The 22,435-nt window shown below is 47.1% G+C and carries 18 protein-coding genes, 5 tRNA genes, 1 rRNA gene and 1 pseudogene; 6 read left to right on the forward strand and 19 right to left on the reverse strand.

Annotated features, from left to right (window positions below; genetic code table 11):
* The 6 genes from BUA83_RS12135 to BUA83_RS12160 all read right to left on the reverse strand — a co-directional run.
* Positions 1-285: ribosomal RNA gene (locus BUA83_RS12135) — 16S ribosomal RNA — on the reverse strand; the annotation flags it as partial.
* Positions 286-374: 89 nt separating this feature from the next.
* Positions 375-449: transfer RNA gene (locus tag BUA83_RS12140), tRNA-Gly, on the reverse strand.
* A gap of 171 nt (positions 450-620) precedes the next feature.
* Positions 621-705: transfer RNA gene (locus BUA83_RS12145), tRNA-Tyr, on the reverse strand.
* Between the two features lie 51 nt (positions 706-756).
* Positions 757-833: transfer RNA gene (locus BUA83_RS12150), tRNA-Ile, on the reverse strand.
* Between the two features lie 97 nt (positions 834-930).
* Positions 931-1,005, reverse strand: a tRNA-Gly gene (locus BUA83_RS12155).
* Positions 1,006-1,123: 118 nt separating this feature from the next.
* Positions 1,124-2,281, reverse strand: coding sequence for a hypothetical protein (locus BUA83_RS12160; RefSeq protein WP_072936550.1), 1,158 nt, complete (start codon positions 2,279-2,281; stop codon positions 1,124-1,126).
* Positions 2,282-2,540: 259 nt separating this feature from the next.
* Between BUA83_RS12160 and BUA83_RS12165 the strand changes: the two genes are divergently transcribed.
* From BUA83_RS12165 to BUA83_RS12175, 3 genes are all read left to right on the forward strand, one after another.
* A complete protein-coding gene (locus tag BUA83_RS12165) occupies positions 2,541-2,816 on the forward strand; it encodes a late competence development ComFB family protein (protein ID WP_072936551.1) in 276 nt (91 codons plus the stop codon).
* Positions 2,817-2,962: 146 nt separating this feature from the next.
* The gene (locus BUA83_RS12170) at positions 2,963-4,309 is read left to right on the forward strand and encodes an S-layer homology domain-containing protein (protein WP_072936552.1); all 1,347 of its coding nucleotides are present in this window, start codon (positions 2,963-2,965) and stop codon (positions 4,307-4,309) included.
* 94 nt (positions 4,310-4,403) lie between these two features.
* Positions 4,404-4,480 (forward strand) — tRNA-Pro (locus BUA83_RS12175).
* A gap of 104 nt (positions 4,481-4,584) precedes the next feature.
* Here the strand turns inward: BUA83_RS12175 and BUA83_RS12180 are convergent.
* The gene (locus BUA83_RS12180; protein ID WP_072936553.1) at positions 4,585-5,667 is read right to left on the reverse strand and encodes a tyrosine-type recombinase/integrase; all 1,083 of its coding nucleotides are present in this window, start codon (positions 5,665-5,667) and stop codon (positions 4,585-4,587) included.
* Positions 5,668-6,036: 369 nt separating this feature from the next.
* On the reverse strand, positions 6,037-6,639 hold the full coding sequence (locus tag BUA83_RS12185; protein ID WP_072936554.1) for a hypothetical protein: 603 nt from the start codon (positions 6,637-6,639) through the stop codon (positions 6,037-6,039).
* Between the two features lie 1,225 nt (positions 6,640-7,864).
* Here BUA83_RS12185 and BUA83_RS12190 point away from each other — a divergent pair.
* From BUA83_RS12190 to BUA83_RS12200, 3 genes and pseudogenes are all read left to right on the forward strand, one after another.
* Positions 7,865-8,869: pseudogene (locus BUA83_RS12190) on the forward strand (asparaginase); the annotation flags it as partial.
* Positions 8,870-8,986: 117 nt separating this feature from the next.
* Positions 8,987-10,960 (forward strand): TRAP transporter permease, encoded by a 1,974-nt coding sequence (locus tag BUA83_RS12195; protein WP_072936556.1) that lies wholly within the window; start codon positions 8,987-8,989, stop codon positions 10,958-10,960.
* Positions 10,961-10,987: 27 nt separating this feature from the next.
* Complete coding sequence (locus BUA83_RS12200; RefSeq protein WP_072936557.1) at positions 10,988-12,004, forward strand: TAXI family TRAP transporter solute-binding subunit; 1,017 nt, start codon at positions 10,988-10,990, stop codon at positions 12,002-12,004.
* A gap of 60 nt (positions 12,005-12,064) precedes the next feature.
* Here the strand turns inward: BUA83_RS12200 and BUA83_RS12205 are convergent, their stop codons facing one another.
* The 11 genes from BUA83_RS12205 to BUA83_RS12255 all read right to left on the reverse strand — a co-directional run bounded on the left by BUA83_RS12205 (position 12,065) and on the right by BUA83_RS12255 (position 22,266).
* Positions 12,065-14,086 (reverse strand): OPT family oligopeptide transporter, encoded by a 2,022-nt coding sequence (locus BUA83_RS12205; RefSeq protein WP_072936558.1) that lies wholly within the window; start codon positions 14,084-14,086, stop codon positions 12,065-12,067.
* A gap of 177 nt (positions 14,087-14,263) precedes the next feature.
* The gene (gene hypE / locus BUA83_RS12210; protein ID WP_072936559.1) at positions 14,264-15,268 is read right to left on the reverse strand and encodes a hydrogenase expression/formation protein HypE; all 1,005 of its coding nucleotides are present in this window, start codon (positions 15,266-15,268) and stop codon (positions 14,264-14,266) included.
* Positions 15,258-16,364 (reverse strand): hydrogenase formation protein HypD, encoded by a 1,107-nt coding sequence (hypD, locus tag BUA83_RS12215; RefSeq protein WP_072936560.1) that lies wholly within the window; start codon positions 16,362-16,364, stop codon positions 15,258-15,260. Before hypD ends, hypE begins: the two co-directional genes overlap by 11 nt.
* The gene (locus tag BUA83_RS12220; RefSeq protein WP_072936561.1) at positions 16,361-16,633 is read right to left on the reverse strand and encodes a HypC/HybG/HupF family hydrogenase formation chaperone; all 273 of its coding nucleotides are present in this window, start codon (positions 16,631-16,633) and stop codon (positions 16,361-16,363) included. Before BUA83_RS12220 ends, hypD begins: the two co-directional genes overlap by 4 nt.
* A gap of 35 nt (positions 16,634-16,668) precedes the next feature.
* Positions 16,669-17,172, reverse strand: a complete 504-nt coding sequence (locus BUA83_RS12225; protein WP_072936562.1) for a HyaD/HybD family hydrogenase maturation endopeptidase — start codon at positions 17,170-17,172, stop codon at positions 16,669-16,671.
* Positions 17,169-17,834, reverse strand: a complete 666-nt coding sequence (gene hypB / locus BUA83_RS12230) for a hydrogenase nickel incorporation protein HypB (protein WP_072936563.1) — start codon at positions 17,832-17,834, stop codon at positions 17,169-17,171. Before hypB ends, BUA83_RS12225 begins: the two co-directional genes overlap by 4 nt.
* 4 nt (positions 17,835-17,838) lie before the next feature.
* Positions 17,839-18,177 (reverse strand): hydrogenase maturation nickel metallochaperone HypA, encoded by a 339-nt coding sequence (gene hypA, locus BUA83_RS12235; protein ID WP_072936564.1) that lies wholly within the window; start codon positions 18,175-18,177, stop codon positions 17,839-17,841.
* Between the two features lie 101 nt (positions 18,178-18,278).
* Positions 18,279-18,521 (reverse strand): heavy-metal-associated domain-containing protein, encoded by a 243-nt coding sequence (locus tag BUA83_RS12240; RefSeq protein WP_072936565.1) that lies wholly within the window; start codon positions 18,519-18,521, stop codon positions 18,279-18,281.
* 20 nt (positions 18,522-18,541) lie between these two features.
* Positions 18,542-19,240, reverse strand: a complete 699-nt coding sequence (gene cybH, locus BUA83_RS12245) for a Ni/Fe-hydrogenase, b-type cytochrome subunit (protein ID WP_072936566.1) — start codon at positions 19,238-19,240, stop codon at positions 18,542-18,544.
* 15 nt (positions 19,241-19,255) lie between these two features.
* A complete protein-coding gene (locus BUA83_RS12250; RefSeq protein WP_072936567.1) occupies positions 19,256-21,175 on the reverse strand; it encodes a nickel-dependent hydrogenase large subunit in 1,920 nt (639 codons plus the stop codon).
* Positions 21,172-22,266 (reverse strand): hydrogenase small subunit, encoded by a 1,095-nt coding sequence (locus tag BUA83_RS12255; RefSeq protein WP_072936568.1) that lies wholly within the window; start codon positions 22,264-22,266, stop codon positions 21,172-21,174. Before BUA83_RS12255 ends, BUA83_RS12250 begins: the two co-directional genes overlap by 4 nt.
* Positions 22,267-22,435 lie beyond the last annotated feature (169 nt).

Below are 22,435 nucleotides of genomic sequence, written 5' to 3' on the forward strand. Positions count from 1 at the left end.
TTGGTGGGCCGTTACCTCACCAACTACCTAATCAGACGCAGGCCCATCCTCAGGTGACGGATTGCTCCGCCTTTGGTATCAGGATCATGCGATCCCGATACGTCATTCGGTATTAGCGGTCCTTTCGGGCCGTTGTCCCCATCCTGAGGGCAGGTTGCCTACGCGTTACTCACCCGTTTGCCACTAGGCTCATCAAAAGCAAGCTTTCAAATCGCCCCGTTCGACTTGCATGTGTTAAGCACGCCGCCAGCGTTCGTCCTGAGCCAGGATCAAACTCTCCAATATACTTATTGAAGAACCTGTTTGGCTCTTTTTAATCTTTTGAGTCTAAAGCTTTCGCTTTTCTCTTGAAATTGTTTTAGGTTTTTGATAAATGGAGCGGAAAACGAGGCTCGAACTCGCGACCCCCACCTTGGCAAGGTGGTGCTCTACCACTGAGCTACTTCCGCATCTTATCAAAACCGCACATCTGGCTTGAATCAATAGATGATTCATTTCTGCATTGTTTAGTTTTCAAGGAACACCTTGTGCTTCATCGGAGCTGCGCTCACGAGTCAGCTTGTATATAATATCTCACTTCCAGGTTTTTGTCAAGAAGCTTTTTGAGATATTTTTTTAAATGGTGGGCAGGGATGGATTCGAACCATCGTAGCCTACGGCGACGGATTTACAGTCCGTTCCCTTTAACCACTCGGGCACCTACCCATGTATTCTTTGGAAATACCAAAGCTTTATGTCAGCGTCTGCATATATAATTGGTGGGCCTACTTGGACTTGAACCAAGGACCGACCGGTTATGAGCCGGTTGCTCTAACCAACTGAGCTATAGGCCCATGTTCTCCATCAACCTCAGCACTGCGTCTTCACGACCGTTGCCGTCGTTTCAAAAGAAAACCCGCATACATTTGCATGCGAGATATGCAGTCATAATGGAGCGGAAAACGAGGCTCGAACTCGCGACCCCCACCTTGGCAAGGTGGTGCTCTACCACTGAGCTACTTCCGCATCTTTAATATTAAGGAAACCAACTCGCTTTTAGGTCCCCTGTCGAACTGACAAAATATATTGTAACGGCTTGCCTTTCTTTTGTCAACACCCAAAAGTGAAAATTTCAATACTGACTTCAACGGTAAACAATATAGATTACTGTGCCGGACAACATGCATACTCCTAAATAGACCAGCGCAACTGCACTAAAGGTATGTCTTTGCGGCGAAAATGCACTGCGGGCCGTCTTTGACAGTGCACTGACATCCATCACGCTTGCTATCTTTGCAAAGAAAGACTGTTCGTGCACAACAGCATCTGCCGGCAGCTCATAGCTTCCTTCAGTCGTATAGGAATGCGTCCCGTGCCCGTTATAGGACAGGTTGTTTTCAAGTATGCCGTCAGGATTCGAACGAATATAGTCATGTACATATTCTGTGTGTCCGTCCGGAGCCGTACGCATGTAGCCGTTTACATGATGGTAGCCCGTAGGCGGTCTAACTCCGTCATGCATTGCACCATCGTGAACCATTCCGTCATGCACCGCGCCATCGTGTACCATCCCATCATGAACGCCCCCCTCGTGCGCAAAGCCTCCATCATGTGCAAAGTCTCCGGATACTCCGTCGACCCCGCCTCCATCAACCGGAGCTGCTTTAAGGAACGGCAGTATAAGGGCAATAATGACCAATGGGATGCTTCCCATTATATTAAGTGCCACGGATGCGGTATATCCGTTCCTGTACTGCCAGTAAAGAAGCATTTGATAGAAAAAGGTTATTCCCGTAACAAACAACGCAACGGTAAAAGCACTCACAAAAATTCCCGGCTTTGAAAAGATTGCCCAAATTCCATCAGGAAGCTTCCCTGCAACGTACAGTATGGCGGTGTAGAATTTATTCTCCGCGATATACACATACTCCTGTTTCACGACAAGCAAAATTGCCAGCCCATACACAAGAAGTCCCGAAATAACTGCCCTCCAATTTTTTAACACATATCCGATGCGTGCAAAAAACAATATCAGCATAATTACGAATGCAACCGGCGCCAGAAACGGCAGCACCGCGCAAATTGCTGTAACAATAACAGAAACAACAATCATCGTTGCAATCATCTGCCAGGAAGTAATAAGGAAATATGCAACAAAAAACATCGCAATTCCTACTTTGTTGCTCCCGTAGAGAATCGTATACATTAAAACCGAAAATATTCCCAACGCGCCTATGATATTATGTTTTGTACAGAGTTGGCTTAACACCCACTCCGAACGTGTCATTGTTTTAGTATTCATTCTGTTACCTTCCTCATAACAAAGTCTCATCAATAGTACTAAATCCGTCATTCAAAATCAAGAAACATTTCATAACAGGCAAGCGTTTGAGCCATTGTTGTTTAATCTTACCGCCATAATGAAAGTTTCCATTCATTTATATTTAATCCTGATTTCATAATCAGTATAAATAATATTTGTGATTTAATTGATTGACCATACCATAAATGCTATAATTCTGTTAAACATGTATTTGCACGGCGGAAGGAGAAAAACTTATATGGAACTGAGAAATTATATGGAAGACCTCGTTCTCAAAAAAATGGATGATGTTCTCACAAAATACCCTGATTGCTGCAAATGTGACCATTGCAGAACAGATATCGCCGCTTTGGCGCTTAATAATCTGCCGCCAAAGTATATTTCATCTCATAAAGGCTCAATTTATGCACGTCTTGACGAGATGATGGTCGAAAATGCTACGGCAATCATTGAAGAAATAGCAAAAGCAATTGAAATCGTGTCACGCCATCCGCGCCATGATGACGTGAAATAAAATCAAAATAAGACCTCCCACTGTTTTAAGCATATGCTTCAAACAATGGGAGGTTTTATTTTTGCAGTTCATCTGTGTCTGCTAAATTTGTATGACAGGCAAAGCTATGATATATTATGTTAGTATTAAAAGAGAGGGGATTATATATGCAGAAAAAACTTATATCGTCGCTGACCGCAGCAATTGCCTTCGGATCAACAGCACCTGCACTGGGTGCATCAAATCCGTTTGAGGATGTGCCGCAGAATCACTGGGCATATGATGCAGTGGCTCAGCTGGCCTCAGATGGTGTTATTGAAGGCTACGGAGACGGCACGTATCGTGGCGATCAGGAAATTACACGCTTTGAAATGGCACAGATGATTGCACGTGCCATGGCAAAAAACAGTCTCAGCAACTCAGACAAAGCTATGCTTGACAAACTTGCCGCTGAGTTTTCCGATGAGCTCACGAATCTCGGTGTGCGCGTTGCAGCTCTTGAGAAAAAGACTGATAATGTCCGTTGGAACGGACGCGTGCGTTACCGCTTCATTTCTCAGCACAGAGAAGGAGACATGGCTCAGAAAAAGGAAGCCAATGTCAAGTATACGAACGGTTCTTCTCACCAGAACACAAATCAGTTCCTTTTCCGTCTTCAGCCAACGCTCGACATCAATAAAAACTGGAAAGGACACGCGCGTATCAGCTATTACTCCGACGCCGACTCCGCAAAAAATGTCAACACTGCCATAATGGACTGGCTTTGGGTTGAAGGACAATATGCTTCCACAAACGTAAAACTTGGTCGTCTTGTATATCATTCCGAAGCAGATTACGGGCTTTTCATCGATGATCCAATCTCCGGTGGTCAGGTTACCTTTGGTAAGGATGTCAAGGCGACACTTACAGCCGGACGCTATCAGTTCAACAACGGTGAAGCAGGAACAGGTATCTTCGGCTGGAACAAGGATAAAGCAATAAGCTACCAAAGTGCCGAGGTTTATAATGATAGAAAGGCTCGTTTCACATGGGGTATCGGATACCATCACTTCAGCGCTGACGGTCTTTATGACGGATTCGGGTATAAAGGAAGCAGCGCAGGAGTCTGGGCTGCCGGTCTCGGATACCGCTTTACCCCGACTCTCGGCCTTTTCGGTTCCTATACAAGGAATGTTTCCATAAAGGATGCCGACGGCATGAACAAGGGCGCTGCCGACCATGCGTACAGCATTGAGCTTGACTATAAGGGCGCATCGCCAAAAGCACCGGGTTCCTTCGGAGTTTTTGCCGCATACCGCTACCTCGGCCCGGCAGCAACCTTATACACAACCCACCGCGTTTTCGGTGGAATGCGTGAGGGGGATAAGGGTTGGGAAGTAGGCGCCAGCTACACCTTCGCACCGAATATTCTCGGAACGGTACGTTACTTCAGCGGCAAGCGCATTTCTCTTGAGAACGGCGTATCCGACCTCAACCGTTCTGCCCTCTTTTCGGAGCTTACATTCTTCTTCTGATTCTTTCATGTTTACGAAGCACACAAAACGTGCTATAATACTTTTCGTATCGTAAGGGAAACCCCTGATTCAAACGACCCCTTGCGTGAACTGTCGGGGCGTAGCGCAGTTTGGTAGCGCGCTTCCTTGGGGTGGAAGAGGTCGTGGGTTCAAATCCCGTCGCTCCGACCATTGATAAGGGTTTGAGACACTTTTTTGTCTCATTTTTTAAGATATTGGGACTACTAGTTCTGCATAAACTAGTAGCCCTCTTTTTTTGCATTTTTGAGGTCATTTTATGCTACTTTCCCTCCTTTCCTCAAAAGTTTATTTGCCATCTTAGACATGTCTTTAACCATCTCTTTGCATACTGGGGACTTATAATCATCCAAATCCTCGTAATAGTCTCGTATGGTATCCACATTGGTGTGTCCTGAAAATTGTGCAATAGCACTGTATGAATAGCCATTCCTTGCAAATTTCTGAATAGCAAAGTGTCTAAAGATATGTGCAGTTAGCGGTTTCCGTATCCGTGCATTCTTTACCCATCTTTTCAGCATGTGGGAATAGTTATCGGGGTGCATTGGAGTATTTTTCCCTTCAACATTAACCACGAATTTACATCCCTTAGGCTGACTCGCTTTATGAGCCTTCAAAAGCTCCACCACCTTAGGAATTAACAGAATATGTCTTCTGCTACCTCGTGTCTTTGGTTCTTTCAACGCACATCCTTTTTGGCAGTTTTTGGCATAGACTTCTTTGATATGTACAATACCTTTCTTTAAGTCTATATTTTCCCATTTCAAGCCCAAAAGCTCTTCTCGTCTCATTCCTGTTGTTGCCAAAAGCAGTACAGTGAATCCAAGTCTATGCGACTTTACAGACTCCCACAGCTTTGCAACATCCTTTTCCGTACATGCTTTTTTGTGATTACGAAAATCTCTCTTAGGCATGTTGATTCCTTTGCATGGGTTTTTGAGGATATAGTCATACGTTACAGCATATTCCATTAAAGGCTTGAAAACGCTCTGAATAGCTCCCTTTACTGTCTCAAGGGAATATATCTCTGTGCTATCCCCATGACTAAAAAGCCCCAGTTTGTCGTTAACAAAAGTCTGTACCATAGAGTGTTCAATGCCAGTCAACACCATATCACCAAAAACAGGGCGAATATGATTTTTGTACAAAGACTTATATTTCTGACTCGTGTTTTCTGTAATATCAATCTTTGTTTTAATCCACTCATCCATCAAGGAGTCTAACGTTATTGTGTCTCCTTTAAGCATCTGCTTGTTAAACATCAAAGCCTTTAATTCAGCCATCTGCTCTTTTAATGTAGCTATATCATTGTTCTGTATTCTATTATCAAGGTTCATCATAATGTATCCTTCTCCCTTCATAAATAAGGGATTAGCGATACACCAAAACTCATGTTCATAGTATCACTAGTCCCCAAACGTGTAAATTCTAAAAATAGACAAAAAAACGAGTCTCCCCAGCTATACTGAAAAGACTCGTATAAAAACCATTCTTATCTTTTAACTCATTCCAAGATTTGTAGCCAAAATAAGGCATAAAAAAAGAACAGTATTCCCACTGTTCCTGCGATTGGCGGATTTTTATCTCCATTGCCAATATAATAATATTAAGTTAACTAATAGATATAACTATTAGACTTCTATTTTCTTCACTCTCCTTATTTGTGTCTATTATTTGTCTTAATGTGTCTAGCCTTTTCCTAGAGAGCACTACACTTTGTAGTTGTTGTTGTTGTTCTCCTTTAACTCATAATAGAGTTCTTCCCAATCTCTCAACTCATTACCTCTCTTGAAGCTATATCTGTGATTTCTCAATGAGTATTTGTAGTTTTTGTGAATATAGTTAACCCTGTTAGTGCAATCTACAATGCTATCGTAAGCACCATGCATTACATCACTAAACACTATCTGATAGTTACGGTTAACTTTACTACCATGAAACTTAGAATATCCAAGTTTCTTTTTCTCCCAATAACCTACAAGTTTTTTCCTGCCTGATTCCCCAGCACTGCAATAAAGCAATATATGAACATGCATATCCCCATGAGACAAGCTCTTTACGTTAAATCTCCCTTTATCACTAATTGAAGTAAGGAAATCAACCTCGTTCATAAAATTGAAGTCAGAACAATGAACATCAGCAATACAGCCAAGAAGCTTGTACTGCCATCCATGCTTCTTTGCATAACGCATAAAGCTTCTAAGCATGCCATCTTTAACAATCTTTCTCAGTTTTTGCAGTGTCATTGTTTGTTGTGCTTGCGGAGTCATTGACATTGTAATGAAAAACATACCTTCCTTAGCATTAGCCATAATTTCACCTCCCTTCTGTATGTGTGCCAATTATTATTCTTCTATATGTGTGGCAATTATGTTTTTCTATATGTGTGGCAATTATTCTCCTTCTATATGTGTGGCAATTATTCTCCTTCTATATGTGTGGCAATTATTCTCCTTCTATATGTGGACCAATTATTCTCCTTCTATATGTGTACCAATTATTAGATGATGAAAATGCATTATACAGATAGTAACAATGAACTAGCAGTAATTAGAACATTTATTTCATTATGCCAACCTTATTTATTTTCGTTTTCATTTCATTTCAGCTAAATTGTAGTGACATTTGACACAATAATACCCCGTGGACACTAAAAAACAGGAACTAAAAAGCAATCAAAAACATCAAAATCCCAGTCAAATCAACATTCTAGACACTCAGAAAATTAGTTCCTATAACTATAGGTTCTCGGAACTAATAATAATTCTCAGATTTATGTTTTGCTCCAAGAGACATAAAAACAAAAAGTCAAACTATAGGCATACTTTGGTGGTTTTTATCATCATCAACCACGATAGACAAAAGCAGGGTGTCCCCCCTTGCAGTAACGATTTTTGAAAATGCTCGGAAGCCTTATATATCAAGGGATTAGAGCATTTTAAGCCCAAAAGTGCCTAAAACCCTTATACAGCAAGGGATTGAGCGTATTTTGTCTCACTATAAATCAATTTTAAGCAACAAAAAGAGCACTCCTTGCATCATAATATAGGTTTGATATTTTAATCGCTTAGAATCGAAATATGAAGGTCAAAAAGACAAGATGTTGGCGGTTCTTATCCATCACTAAATAAAGCACTCCTTTGGGGTTCTTTTTTGTCGTGTCTCTCGTATATATCAAAGGACGGGCTATCGGGGGAATGGTATGGCTGTGAGCGTGTATTATATGGGCACGAAAATATTTTATAAATTTCAATTTTGGACATAAGAAAAAGCCCCTTTTGTAAAAATCACCCAAATCGTATATAATAACGAAAGAGTGATGGGGCTAGAGCTGGTGCGGTTTCCAGTGTAATAAACCATGAAAAAGTGTTAAAATTTTTGAGTTCTAGTGAATCGCTAAATCCCTTGAAAAATCAAGTCTCCCGAACAGAAGCCTTAGTACATAACCCTTGGGGTGGAAGAGGTCGTGGGTTCAAATCCCGTCGCTCCGACCATTTAGCGATTTGAGAGACTTTTGCTTACGCAAAAGTCTCTTTTTTCATAACAGGAGGAAATTGTATGACGAAAGAACGACTGCCGCATATCCACATCCTTGCCATGGGCGGAACCATCGCCGGCCGTGCCGCCAATGCCGCTGAAACTGTCGGTTACCGTGCAGGAGCAATCGGAATAAACGAACTGCTGGAGGCGGTCCCTCAGTTGACGGACATAGCAGAGGTGACCGGTGAAACTGTCGCCTCTATCGACAGCAAGGATATGACTGAGGCTCTCATGATAAAGCTGGCACGACGCACTGAAGAGTGTCTTCTTGATGACTCAATAGATGGTATCGTCATCACTCACGGCACGGATACTCTTGAGGAAAGCGCGTTCTTCCTTTCACTTACACTTTCCTCAGCCAAACCCGTCATTTTTACAGGTGCCATGCGCCCCGCAACGGCATTGAGTGCGGACGGCCCATTAAATCTTTTGGACGCAGTTCACACTGCCTCTTCTCCGGATGCAAAAAACCGCGGCATCCTGGTGGTCATGAACGGAACTATTCATGATGCTTCAGATGTAACAAAGCGCCATACTTCCCGTGTTGACACCTTCCAATCTCCGAACCGGGGAGCAATCGGAGCTGTTACCGGAGGTCATGTTCATTTCTTCTATACTGCCGCTCCTGTTCATAATCTCTTTCCGATACCGTCAGGACCTCTTCCTGAGGTGGAAATACTGTACGGCCATGAAAATGAATCCCGCATCCTCGTAGATGCATTGATTAACAGCAAAGTCAGCGGCATAATATACGCAGGAACAGGCATGGGAAGTATTTCAGAGACGGTTCTACCTGCATTGCGTGAAGCGCAGGAGCAAGGAATAGCTGTTGTTCGTGCCAGCCGCACCGGAAGCGGAGCTGTCATACCGACGTCAGATTATCCTCTTCCGTTCATTTCAGCAGGCACACTTGTACCTCAAAAATCCCGCATACTGTTACAACTTTTGTTAGTAAAAAAGATGAATCCAAGTGAAATCCAACATGTATTCAATTTATATTGAACAAATGTCTATTGTAATCAACACTCTACCATGATAATATAATAAAATAGTTAAAGAAACCTGCCGGTCTTTGACGGCAGGTTCTTTTTATCCATAAACCGGAGGTCATTATCTTTTATGAAACAGGAACCCGTAAATTCAAAAGAATCAATCGAAGAACAAAAAGCCCAGGAGCTTTTGGAGGAAAACGACGCCGATTCGCGCATGAGAATCTACAGCGGGCTTGCGGATAAGCTCATCGTAGTACTGCTCTGTGTATGGACGGCTTTCCAGCTTTATTTCACAACGGTTGGCGCAATAAGTGCCATAAATCTGCGCGCGTTTCACTGCATTTTTCTTCTGGTTTTCACTTTTCTTCTTTTCCCAACCTATAAAAAAGAAAAGCGCCGCCGTACGTTCCCTCCTATATGGGATTTTGCCTTTATAGGAGTATCCGTTGGAAGCTTTTTATATCTTGTCCTTAATTATACACGCATCGCCCAGACGGGCGGACGTGTATCGGATATGGAGCTGGCAATTGCAGGAGCCGCCCTTGTCTGCGTTTTTGAGGCCGCGCGCCGTGCCTCCGGCAATCTTGCCATTCTCGCTCTCGTATTTTTGGGATACAACTGGTTTGGCGCATATCTCCCGGGCTATCTCGGGCATAACGGGTTTACTCTTAAACGAATCCTCGTGACACAGTTCTGGGGAACTCAGGGTGTTCTCGGAACAGGTATCGGTGTATCGGCAACATACATTTTTCTTTTCGTACTGTTCGGAGCTTTTCTCAAATACAGCGGTTTTTCCAAGTTCATTAACGATTTCTCGCTGACACTTGTAGGTCAGACCTCTGGCGGCCCTGCAAAGGTTGCAGTCGTCGCATCGGCACTCCTTGGAATGATTAACGGTTCTGCCATCGCAAACGTCGCTACAACCGGCACAATCACAATTCCTCTGATGAAGCGTACAGGGTACAAGAAGGAATTCGCAGGTGCCGTAGAGGCAGTTGCTTCTACAGGAGGTCAGTTCTGTCCTCCTATTATGGGAGCTGTCGGCTTCGTAATGGCTGAGTTTTTGAACCTTTCCTACGCAAAGGTCATGGTAGCAGCAATCGTTCCTGCACTTCTTTATTATGTAGGCCTTCTTCTTGCCGTACATTTCGAAGCCAAGCGTCTCGGTCTTTCCGGACTTTCAAAGGAAAATATACCTGATGCCATGGTAGTACTCAAAGAACAGGGACATCTTGTTCTTCCTCTTGTCTCCCTCATTGGCATGATGTTCGCGGGCTTCACGCCTCTTTATGCGGCGGTTCTTTCTATTTTTGTAACAATAGGAGCCAGCTGGCTCCGCAAGGAAACACGCATGACCCCTGCAATTATTCTGCAGGCTGTTGTAGAAGGTTCAAGAAGTGCCATATCCGTCGGCGTATGCTGCGTTATTATAGGTGTCATTATCGGTACGGTTACCCTCACAAGCATGGGCCTCAACATGGGGTATCTGATTCTTTCGCTGATTGATAACGGAAGCATATACATGACAGGTCTTCTCGTCATGATCATGTCCTGCATCCTCGGAATGGGTGTCCCGGGCGTTGCTGCCTATGTCATAGTTCAGGCGGTTGCTGTTCCTGTCCTTATAAAGGCCGGAACAATCCCCATCATTGCCCACATGTTCTGCCTTATTTATGCCTGCCTCTCGAATATCACTCCGCCTGTCGCCATGAGCGCCTACGTTGCCTCCGGCATTGCAGGCTCAGACCAGACAAAAACAGGTATTTGGGCTGTAAGACTTGGACTCATAGGTTTTTTGATCCCGTTCTTTTTCCTCGACAATCCGATTCTTCTCATCGGTGTTGATCCGAACGCGACAGTAAGCGCGACACTTTGGACTCTTGCTTCGGCGCTCCTTGGCACAGCCTCACTGGTAATGGGGCTTGAAGGCTGGATTTTCGGACAGGCTTCCATTATTGAACGTCTGCTCCTCATCGCCGCAGCCCCATTCCTTCTTTTGCCGGGACTTTCAACAGACTTTATCGGTATCGGGCTCTTCGCTGCCGTAATCATTTTTCAGTTTATCCGCTGCCGCCGCCATCAAACGTCCGCAGCTGAATGACAACCATATCAAAGGGGGAATTTTTCCATGAATTTCAAATCTCTGAAGCGTGCCGTATCAGTATCACTGGCCGCCCTTTTCGTTGCCGGTGCAGTCGCCGGCTGCGGCGGCGGTGAAAAAAAGGACGCAGGCTCCGCTCAAAAGCCCGCCGCAGGACAGACAGTCAAAATCAACTTTCCGACAGCTTCCGCGTCAGGCGCGCTCTACGCCGTCGGCGCAGCCATCACAAATATGTGGAACCAGAACGTTCCCGGTGTAAATGCTGCAAGCCAGGCATCCGCAGGCGGTATTGCTAACCTTGGAATGGTAGCTGACGGAGAAGCTCAGGTATCCATCGCCATAAGCAGCAACTGCTATCAGGCGCTTAACGGAACTGACAGCTTCAAGGATCACGCTTTCAAGGATTTTCGTGCAATCGGCGGTCTTTACATGAACCCGAATCAGGTAGTTGTTACGAAAGCTTCCGGCATTTCCAAGCTCTCTGATGTAAAAGGAAAGCATTTTGCCGTTGCCTCCGCAGGCTCCAGTGTCTACAACGAGTGCCAGACACATTTTACAGCAGCAGGCCTGAATTTCCCTGATGATATGAAATGTGAATATATCACATTCACAGATGCAGCCGACATGCTCCAGAACGGAAGCATTGACGGCGCGTGGATTATGTCCGGTGCCCCTGCTTCTGCCGTGTCCCAGGCACTTACCGCGAACTGCACTCTCGTAAATATTGATGATGCGGTTCTCAAAGCACTGAAGGAAAAATATCCCTGGTACGCTCCATACACGATTCCTGCAGGAACATATCCGAATCAGGACAAGGATGTACAGACCTCCGCAATCAAGATGGTCATGTTCACCCGCGCCGATATGCCTGAGGATGTTGTATATAATCTCACGAAATCCTTCTGGGAACACATTGATGAGCTTGGTGCATCCCAGAAAAATCTCAAGGGGCTGAAGCCTGCCGATGCCGTCAAGGATATCGCAAACCTCCCGCTCCATCCGGGTGCCGAAAAATATTATAAAGAAATCGGCGTGCTGAAATAATCGCAGCAAAAAATCCTGCCGCAGTCATAAGACTGTGACAGGATTTTTTATTTAAAGCTATTATTTTGTTTTTTTGCTTCCCAGCACGATTTTGCTGAATATTGCAAGCATCGAAATGAAAACGGCAAGGCCGAGCCATTCTGCCGTATCCGCGAAATCCTTGCCTACAAGGGCCAGCGGTGTATCACTGCCGCCACCGGTTACGGAAACAACAATAACTCCTGCCAGAACAACGCCTACAAGCGATTCTCCGACTATAAGTCCCGAGGCAAAAAGCGTACCGCGGCGTTTTCCTGCTTCCAGAGCCTCATCTCCAGCTTTTTCCTTGAGATGATTATTAAGGAAATACCCAAGCACAGCTCCGATAACAAGCGGAGTCTGTACGGACGGCGGGAGATAAATTCCCATGCCAACCGCCAATGGAGGCATACACATGTAGCGTGTGTATCGCTTCAGCATAAGGTCAATAACTACAAGCAATACGCCGAGTCCAAGCCCAAGGAAAATATATTCCCAGGCCAGCTGATTCGAGAAAATACCCTTTGCAATAGTTGTCATGAGGCCTGCCTGCGGAGCCGCAAGTGCCTGAGCCGGATCCATGTCCGGTCTCGGAAGCGCGCCTGTGAACCCATACGCTTCATAGAGAAGATTCAGAACCGGTGCGATAACCAGGGCACCGACAACGCATCCCAGAAGAAGCGCAACCTGCTGCCGCCACGGGGTAGCTCCGACCATGTAGCCTGTTTTAAGGTCCTGCATATTATCGTTTGAAATGCAGGCAATCGCCAGAATAATCGACGTAACAAATATTGCCGTGGCAGTCGCAAAGGTTTCTCCTCTCGGAATATCAAAAATCCCGAAGGATGAGCACATCGCATACATAACCAGCGACGAAACTATTATACCAATGATGCCGATACCCGAGATAGGGCTTGATGATGTACCGACAAGACCGGCCATATACGCGCAGGCAGCCGCCACAAAAAAGCCCATGAGTACAGCAACACCGACACCCACTACCACAAATGCAAGAGTCTGCCCGGCAGGAAGATCCTGCGGACTTACAAAGGCATAAAAAATTCCCAGAAGTCCGATGAGCGTTGCAAGGAATACAAGCCCCGTGCTTTTCATGGACATATCAATATCCATGCGGTGCTTTTCCTTTTCTGTCTGCGGCATCCTCACCGACGCCAGCGATTCCTTTACACCGTCAATAACAGGCTTCGCCATGGTGATAAGCGTCCATATTGCCGCCACAGCCATAGCGCCTGCTCCGATAAGGCGGACACGATCCTGATAGACCGAAGCTGCAAACTTCTGCAGCGTAAGGCCGTCAGGTACTGCCTCGGTCATTGTATAAAAAGGAACGAAGCCTGCCCATGCGATAAGAATACCCACAAGCATGGCAATACCGCTCGCAAGGCCAATCAGATATCCTGCTCCCACGAGTGCCGTAGAATAACCGACAGGGAACTGAGTCATGCCGCTGCCTACACGGAACCACAGCGAGAGACTGTCTGACAGAAGATGAAATCCACTGGAGCAAAGAGCCACAATTCCAGCGACAAATCCACCGGAAAAGATTTCCTTCAGTCCGTTCGAGCCGCTCTTCCCAGTCGAGCTTCCGACCTTAAGAATCTCGGCCGCCGCGACTCCCTCAGGATAGGTAAGATCGCTGTGTACGACCATCGCCCGGCGCAGAGGAATCGTAAACAGCACACCGAGACAGCCTCCGCATGCCGAAACAAGAAGCGTCTGCCAAAATTCAAAGCCATGCCAGTAACCGATCATAAGCATACCCGGAATGATGAATATGATGGCAGAGAGAGTGCCCGCCGCCGATGCCTGCGTCTGTACCATGTTGTTCTCGAGGATATTTGAATCCTTGGCCATCTTCAGAATGGCCATCGAGATGACAGCAGCCGGAATCGCCGACGAAAATGTCAGACCGACCTTAAGTCCGAGGTAGACATTCGATGCTGTGAAGATAACGGTCAAAATCGCACCAAGCACCATACCACGAACCGTGAGTTCAGGCAGACGAAGCTCGTGCTGCATGAACTCGTTTTGTTCATTATTCATTTGTGAAATCCCCTTACAATATGATTCAGACGCAGGAAACGGTCCCGCGCCGCACTGCCCTCCTTTCATTTAACACAACGTCATTTATTATAGCACAGGCAGGGACATTCGTCCAAAGAAAAAAGACGTTTCAATGAGTCGAAACGTCTTCCATTCATAATATTAACACTTTTTACGTCAGCAAATTCTCGGTACAAGGCCGCCCATAGGCATTTCAACGATGCGGATTCCGCCAAACTCTGTTCTGAGTCCGACCTGTCCCCGGGCTTCCTCTGTAGTATGTCCCAGCACGCAGGCATTTTTGCCATACTTGTCCTTGCGCATGACATCGAGAAGCTTTTCCGTATCCTCATGAGGTACTATTGCAATGAGCTTTCCTTCATTCGCAAGATACAAGGGGTCGAATCCCAAAAGCTCACACACGCCGCGCACCTCTTCCCGTACAGGCACAGCATCCTCATCAATGAGAATACCCACCTTTGCCTGATTTGCAAGTTCATTAAGAACCGCCGCAGCGCCGCCGCGTGTCGGATCACGCAGCACAGCTATATTCGGCACCGCTTCAAGCATCGCCTTGACGAGATGGTTAAGAGGCGCCGCATCGCTTTGAACAGTTTCCGGAAGACTGATTCCATGCCGCTGTCCCATGATGGTTGCCGCATGGTCACCGAGATAGCCCGATACAATTACATCCATCCCCGGTTTTACGTTAAGGGGAGAAATATCTGTTCCCTCTATGATATTCCCGACCCCGGCCGTATTGAGGTAAACTCCGTCACCTGCTCCGCGTCCGACAACCTTCGTGTCTCCCGTGACGATACTGATACCTGCCTCATCTGCTGCCTTCCTCACATCGGCAAGTACTCGTTTAAGGCTCTCAACAGAAAATCCTTCCTCCAGAATCATACCCAGCGAAAGATATTTTGCCTCTGCTCCCGTCATTGCGAGGTCATTTACCGTACCGCACACCGCAAGTCTTCCTATACTTCCCCCCGGAAAAAACATTGGCTGAACAACATAGGAATCTGTAGTAAAAGCAATACGCCCGCTCATGGAAAGCTGCGCGCCGTCATGAAGTCCGTTCAAAATCGGATTCCCCAGCGCGGGAAGAACTATCTCCTCCATGAGCTTTGCGCTCATACTGCCTCCTGCACCGTGGGAAAGCTGTATCTCATTTTCCATATTGGAACTTTCCTCCTCCGTATTTGTACCAAGCCGCACATACACCCTCCACAGATACCATACACGGTCCAATGGAATGTTCAGGCACACACGCCTTGCCGAAAAGCGGACAGTCATGAGGTGTAACCTTTCCGCTCAAAACCTCTCCGCAGCGGCATGCGGTATTTTTTTCCACACGAGGAATATCAAGAGGACGGACAAAGCTTATATCGTACTCCCGCCATTCCTTTTTCACCTGCAGCCCTGATGCGGGAATCATACCAAGCCCTCTCCATTCGCTGTCCGCTGGCTCATAAACCATATCAAGTATTTTACGTGCCGCGGGGTTTCCCTCAGCACGTACGACTTTTCCATATTCGTTGAGCACTTTTGCTTCACCGCTGACTGTCATCTGTGTCAGACGATAAACAGCTCTTAGTATCTCCAGCGGCTCAAAGCCGGCCACTACTCCGGGAAGCTTATACTCATCTGCGAGGAAAGCGAAATCATCCGTCCCTGTAACTACCGCAACATGTCCCGGCAGCAGGAACCCGTCAATACGCATTTCAGGATCAGCCAGAAGGCTTTTCATGGCAGGCGGAACAAGCTTCTGCGCAGAAAGTACATAGAAGTTTTCAATTCCCTGCTCCTTTGCCGCGATTACAACGGCAGCCGCCGTAGGCGCCGTGGTCTCAAAGCCTACGGCAAGGAAAATAACCTTTTTGTTGGGATTTTCCTTTGCAATCGGCAGGCTGTCGAGGGGCGAATACACCACGCGGATATCAGCACCCTCTGCCATAGCCTCGCTGAGGCTTGATTTGCTCCCCGGCACCTTCAGCATGTCTCCGAAGGTTGTAATAATAACGTCCTCCTGCTTTGCGTATGCAATCGCCGTATCCATATAGATATCAGGTGTAACGCATACAGGACAGCCCGGTCCCGAAACGAGCTCAACACTCTCCGGAAGAATCTGTCGGAGCCCCGCACGAAAGATAGATACCGTATGAGTACCGCAGACCTCCATGTAACGCACGGTACGTCCGAGGGACTCGATATTTTTTTTGATACCCGCCAAAAGCTCGCGTCCAAGGACGTGCAAATCTACTTTTTCTGTCATGGCACTATCCTCGAAGATGCCCGTTCATTTTCAGGAAGCTCAGTCATAGTACGTTCCGCGCCATTCATTTCAGCCCACAGCGCATTTGTTTCAGCCACATCCTGCTCTGTCACAAACTGCATGGCAAAGCCTGCATGAACGAGCACATAGTCGCCCACCTTTGCCTCCGGAAGAAGCATAATACTGGCAGGGCGCTGTACCCCGCGCACCTCTACCGTTGCCATCCGGTCTTTTATTTCAATCACCTTTGCAGGTACTGCAAGACACATAATACTCTCCTTTTAATACCTTCATTAATTCTCTGTCATTTCCGCGGCTGAGGTTTAACGCCCCAGTCCGAAAGCTCTTTAACCGCCATATCACAAAGCTCCGGAACTCTGGCTGCAAGCGTATCGGAAAGCTCCATCCCGGCATCAAGGTTTTCAGGAACAGCCCCAATTACAACCGTTTCAGGCATTTCATGACCACCGAATTTAAATACAGTCAGGACATCCTGTATACCGATTTCATGTGCCGAAAGCTTTTCGTTAAAATGGTTGGAAACTCCATCTCCCGAGAAGCGGTACACCTTTCCCGGCGTATCTCCTGCCACCGCGTCTATTACGAGAAGCTTCTTCGTCCCGGACACGAACCTCAGAAGCTCCATCCCGAGAGTCCCGCCATCCAAAAGCTGCACATTTTCAGGCCATTCGTATTTTTCCTGAAGTGCCTCTACGACACGAACGCCAAAGCCCTCATCCCTAAGCACAATATTTCCTACTCCGAGCACTGTAATCTCAGGTGCGGAAACCGGATCAATTACGCTCACCTTGCAGCCTCCTTTGCCTTCTTAACCTGCGCACGCAGCCAGTCCAGCCATGCGTCCAGCCCTTCGCCTGTACGTGCCGAAACCGAAAGCACCGAAGCGCCGGGGTGAATCGTCGTAATATCTTCAACAGCTTCCTCTACACTGAAATCCGTATAGGGAAGCAAATCTACCTTATTTAAAATTGCCAGTGACGACTCCTTAAAAATCAAAGGATATTTCATGGGTTTGTCGTTTCCCTCGGTAATTGAAAGAACCGTAACCTTCGCCTGCTCGCCCAAAGCAAATTCAGCGGGACAGACCAGATTTCCGACATTTTCAATAACAAGCATATCCATGGACTGCCAGTCAATATCCGAAAGAGCCTTTTCAATCATAGGCGCCTCAAGATGACACCCGCCGCTGGTGTTAACCTGAATTACCTCCGCTCCGTGCTTTGCAATCCTGTCCGCATCCTTCGATGTGAAAAGATCCCCCTCAATGACAGCAATCTTCATTTCCTTTGCAAGCTTTTCAAGCGTGCGCTCCAAAAGTGTTGTTTTTCCGGAGCCGGGAGAACCAAGAAGATTCATCACAAAAATTCCATGTGCCGCAAGCTTGTCATGGATAGATTCTGCAATCTTATCATTTTCTCCCAGTACATCCTGCATGACCTTGACTTCCATCTGCTCACTCCATTTCAAGATAATCTACCCGCATCTCGCGTCCTGAAACTGTATCAAGCACCCCTCCGCAGTCAGGGCAGATAAAATTATATTTTTCGATAGGACGTTCTTTGCCGCACATGGTACATCGGCCAACGAGAGGAACATGTTTTATAACTACCTCTGCGTTTTCTGCCACAGTACCTTTTTTCACAACTCCGAGGCAGAACTCCAGCGAGTCTGTTTCAACCCCCGCCATATCGCCGATAAGGAGAGCAATCTTCGTTACCTTCTTAGCTCCGTTCTGCTCAGCGTAGTTCTTCGTGATATCGAGTATTCCCTCCGCTAGCGACATCTCGTGCATCCGTCCACCTCCTAATATATCCTTGTCTGCATTTTATCACAAGTACTCGGATATTTATTCTAAAAAAAGGGGACGCCCTTCGGCGTCCCCTCGGAAAATCATTACAATCCGGCTTCGAGACCGTTATCCGAAAATACCTTGATGATTTCCGTCATTTTTGTCTTGGACGGATTATAATCAATTGTCGTTTCTCCCTCATGCCAGTGAATATGAACATACATTACTCCCGGCAGTCCGAGAAGCGCCTTCTCAACCGTCTTTGCACTTTCTTCCGTATATCCTTCGGTAATAAACTGCAGACGGGTATTTCCGTTATTCTGGCCGCAGCCGCATTCTTTACACATCAGCGAATTCCTCCATATATTTATTTCGTTTTGGGAGGCTCAACCTCACAGGCGTCCTTCGGTTCATGCTCCAGGAGCTTGGTACCATTGAACATACTGGAAATTTCGCCCTCGCCCTCCATGAAATCCGCGCGGATAGCCATGTAAATATGACCGATAACGAAGAGCATGATACCCCATGCGCAGTAGTGATGTACCACATGAGTCATGTACTCTCCGCCGAGCACCGTGTTCACCCAGCCGAACAGGAAGCCTCCGATAGTGTTCGGGTCTGCCATGTTGTACATAGCAAAGCCCGTAACGATCTCGATTGCTGCCATAACGTAAAGTCCTGCATAGGACATACGCGCCAACGGGTTTCTGAGGAACGGTGCATGGGATTTCTTCAGAAGCATATAATGAAGTGCCACATCAACAGTTTCAGAGTAGAAATGGCCTTCCAAAACACGCGGGAACAGACGGTCGCCGCGGTTGATGATATATCCGTAGACGCGGAGAATCAACGAAGCACAGAACACGAACGCCGCAAGGAAATGCACGCTTCGTGTCACATCAACGAGGAACAGCGTATACGTAGGTTCAAGAGCGTTGATGTAAACCGGCTTCGTGATTAAAAGCCCGGAAACAAACATCACAAGGATGCTTACTGCCATAATCCAGTGGAATATCCGCAGGAACGGACTGAAGAGGTAATATATCCTCCGTTCTTCCTTAACCATATTCACTCACCTCTCTCAGGCGTCGACATGCATGCCGCCGTATGGATCGGTCGTAACAACATTAATCTTTTCGCCCTTCTCATTGAAAAGATGCGTTGCACATGCCATGCACGGATCAAAGGAGCGGATGACCTTGACGATTTCAAGCGGCTTGTCTGCGATTTTGACCTTCGTGTCCATCATAGCCAGCTCGTATGCACCGTGGCCCGCCTTGTCGTCTCTCGGGCATGCGTTCCATGTAGTCGGAACAACACACTGATAATTGGAAATCTTGCCGTTCTCGATTGTTATCCAGTGGCTGAGACCTCCGCGCGGTGCTTCGTAGAGACCAACACCGACAGCACGTTTAGGCCATGTGGACGGATCCCATTTATCCATGGAAGCAACCTGTGTATCGCCGCTCTTGATATTCTCGATGAGCTTATCGAAGAAGAACTTCTCGACCTCAGCATTGAGCTGGCAGTCAAGAGCACGGGCAGCCGTACGGCCGACCATAGTCGGGAGCCATACCTCAGGAGCCAGTCCGAGAACCTTCGAAACTGCCTCAATCTGATCTACCATCATCTTCTCTGCCCATGTCATATCAGGCAGGAGTCCCTGTTTAGCCTTTGTATAGATGATGATGTAGTGAGCCAGCGGACCGACCTCACACATCTTCATGTGCCACAGCGGAGTCTTGAGCCAGGAGTACTTGCCTTTCTCGTTAAGCTCTTTCCAGTCTGTAGGTGTACCGACCTTCGGACCCGTGTATTTGGCCTTCGTCTGGCCTTCCCACGGATGACGCGGCTGAGCATCTCCGTCTTTTCCTTCATATTCGTACCATGCGTGTGTAACAGCCTCGCCGAATACCTCAGGATTCTTGAGGTCGTCGCCCGTAATCTCAGTGAACTTCGCCTTCATGACACCCTGACCGAAGTTTTCAACAACACCGTTGCTGCGGATAAGGAGATTCTTGAAGAAGGTTCCGTCCTGAGTCGTCGAAGTCGTCTCAAGCGGGAACTGACCAAATGCCATAACGCGTTCTTTTGCAAGACCGCCGCCGTCTGTCATGCCCTTCTGGACATAAATGTGACCGATGGCAAGAAGGTCAGGCAGATAATATTCATTTACGAGAGTACGCGCCAAATTAACCGCACGGTCAACGATATCAAGACGTGCCGTATTTATCGGCGAGTTGCCGTCGTCCATGGAAATGGAGCATGGCATACCGCCTACAACATAATGCGGATGCGGATTCTTACCGCCGAATACAACATGCGGAGTAACAAGCTCGCGCTGCTTGTCCAGCATCTCAACATAATGAGCAACTGCCATCAGGTGAACCTCAGGCGGAAGCAGATTATAGTCCGGATGATCCCACCACTGCGCGGAGAAGATACCCAGCTGGCCGCTCTCAACAATTGCCTTTACCTTATCCTGAATACCTTTGAAATAGGACGGCGTAGCACGGGGAACTTCCTTGCGGAATGCCTCCGTTACCGTACCTGCCGGGCCGCTGAAAGGAAGCTTGTAGGTCTTCAGTACAGCGTTCTGAAGATTTGCCGTTGCTTCCGGGTTTGCTGAAAGAGCAGCAACCGGGCTGACCCAGTCAAGGGCATGCAGATGATAGAAATGAACGATATGGTCCTGCACCGTAAGTGACGCAGCCATAATATTACGGATGTAATTACCGTTTTTCGGAATCTTGATTCCGAGAGCATCCTCTACCGCACGGACGCATGCAAGAGCATGAGCCGTCGTGCAGACACCGCAGATACGCTGGATATATGCCCAGGCATCACGCGGATCACGGTCGTGCAGGATAAGCTCAAGACCGCGCCATGCTGTACCGCTGGAAATGGAATCGGTTACCTTTCCGGAAGCTTCATCCACCTGCATCTCTACGCGCAGATGGCCTTCAATTCTCGTTACCGGATCAACTACTACGTGTTTCATTTATTGCCCACCTGCTCTTTCCCATTTTCTTTATCTTTATCACGCTGCTGTTTCTGTACAACACTTGCTGCCGCATGAACAGCAACACCGGCTGCCGTTGCAACCGCGAGACCTGCGCCGATTTTGTCGATATCGCCCAGCGGCCCGTATTCCGGCAGACGTGCGAACATTGGTCCCTCGTCCCAGAAATGAGCATTTGAGCAGCCGATGCAGGCAGCACCGGACTGAATCGGATAGGACATGCCCTGATACCAGCGCAAATTGCCGCAGGAATTATATGTTTCAGGTCCGCGGCATCCGAGCTTATAAAGGCACCAGCCTTTTTTAGCGCCCTCGTCATCATAGCTGTCTGCGAACATACCCGCATCGAAGAACGGACGGCGGTAGCATGTATCATGAATACGGTTTCCATAGAACTGCTTTGGACGACCTTCGGAATCCAGTGGCGGAATCTTGCCGAACAAAGCAACATGCATTACAACGCCTGTCATAACCTCAGGAATCGGTGGGCAGCCCGGCACGTTGATGATAGGCTTCGTGCCTGTGTAATGTTTGATACCCGCAGAGCCTGTCGGGTTCGGTTTTGCCCCCTGAATACCGCCGTCTGTTGCACACGTACCATACGCAATAATAGCGGCTGCTCCCTTTGCAACACGCTGCAGCGTTTCAACAAACGGTTTTCCGCCTGACATGCAGAACGTACCGTTATCAGTAGTAGATACGGCGCCCTCTACAGCCAAAATGTACTGACCCCAGTATTTTTTCACTGTTTCCTCAAGATGATGCTCGAACGGCTCTCCGCTTCCTGCGCTAAGCAGATGATCATATTCAAGTGCAATATTCGTCAGCACCAGATCCGATGCCAACGGTGCGCCGGAACGGATGAAGGACTCATCGCAGCCCGTGCACTCATGACCATGAAGCCAGATAACAACCGGCAGAGGTTTCTTCTCCGCTGCCTCTACAACCTTTGACACCATGTCGGTGCTCAATCCCATCATAGTCGTCAGCGCAACACATCCCTTAATGAATGTACGGCGGCTCAGACCTCTGCGCAGATAGGATTCCAACATTGTTTCCCGCTTTTCCACGCTCTCTTACCTCCTTAAAATCATCGCTTGTCCGGGCGCATAATTTTTTATGATTCACCGCATGACAATAACTGACCTTTATATATACTAACGTAAATATTCGACGTTGTCAGTATATAATCCTCTTTTTTTTTCAAGTTTTTTCCTTTTTTGAAAAGTTTTTTGAAAC

The sequence above is a fragment of the Schwartzia succinivorans DSM 10502 genome, from assembly GCF_900129225.1.
GTDB lineage: Bacteria > Bacillota > Negativicutes > Selenomonadales > Selenomonadaceae > Schwartzia > Schwartzia succinivorans.

Coding starts and splice junctions, on each gene's coding strand:
- BUA83_RS12160 (WP_072936550.1), bottom strand. CDS start 2,281: ATGAATACTAAAACAATGACACGTTCGGAGTGGGTGTTAAGCCAACTC.
- BUA83_RS12165 (WP_072936551.1), top strand. CDS start 2,541: ATGGAACTGAGAAATTATATGGAAGACCTCGTTCTCAAAAAAATGGAT.
- BUA83_RS12170 (WP_072936552.1), top strand. CDS start 2,963: ATGCAGAAAAAACTTATATCGTCGCTGACCGCAGCAATTGCCTTCGGA.
- BUA83_RS12180 (WP_072936553.1), bottom strand. CDS start 5,667: ATGATGAACCTTGATAATAGAATACAGAACAATGATATAGCTACATTA.
- BUA83_RS12185 (WP_072936554.1), bottom strand. CDS start 6,639: ATGGCTAATGCTAAGGAAGGTATGTTTTTCATTACAATGTCAATGACT.
- BUA83_RS12195 (WP_072936556.1), top strand. CDS start 8,987: ATGAAACAGGAACCCGTAAATTCAAAAGAATCAATCGAAGAACAAAAA.
- BUA83_RS12200 (WP_072936557.1), top strand. CDS start 10,988: ATGAATTTCAAATCTCTGAAGCGTGCCGTATCAGTATCACTGGCCGCC.
- BUA83_RS12205 (WP_072936558.1), bottom strand. CDS start 14,086: ATGAATAATGAACAAAACGAGTTCATGCAGCACGAGCTTCGTCTGCCT.
- hypE (WP_072936559.1), bottom strand. CDS start 15,268: ATGGAAAATGAGATACAGCTTTCCCACGGTGCAGGAGGCAGTATGAGC.
- hypD (WP_072936560.1), bottom strand. CDS start 16,364: ATGACAGAAAAAGTAGATTTGCACGTCCTTGGACGCGAGCTTTTGGCG.
- BUA83_RS12220 (WP_072936561.1), bottom strand. CDS start 16,633: ATGTGTCTTGCAGTACCTGCAAAGGTGATTGAAATAAAAGACCGGATG.
- hypB (WP_072936563.1), bottom strand. CDS start 17,834: ATGGAAGTCAAGGTCATGCAGGATGTACTGGGAGAAAATGATAAGATT.
- hypA (WP_072936564.1), bottom strand. CDS start 18,177: ATGCACGAGATGTCGCTAGCGGAGGGAATACTCGATATCACGAAGAAC.
- BUA83_RS12240 (WP_072936565.1), bottom strand. CDS start 18,521: ATGTGTAAAGAATGCGGCTGCGGCCAGAATAACGGAAATACCCGTCTG.
- cybH (WP_072936566.1), bottom strand. CDS start 19,240: ATGGTTAAGGAAGAACGGAGGATATATTACCTCTTCAGTCCGTTCCTG.
- BUA83_RS12250 (WP_072936567.1), bottom strand. CDS start 21,175: ATGAAACACGTAGTAGTTGATCCGGTAACGAGAATTGAAGGCCATCTG.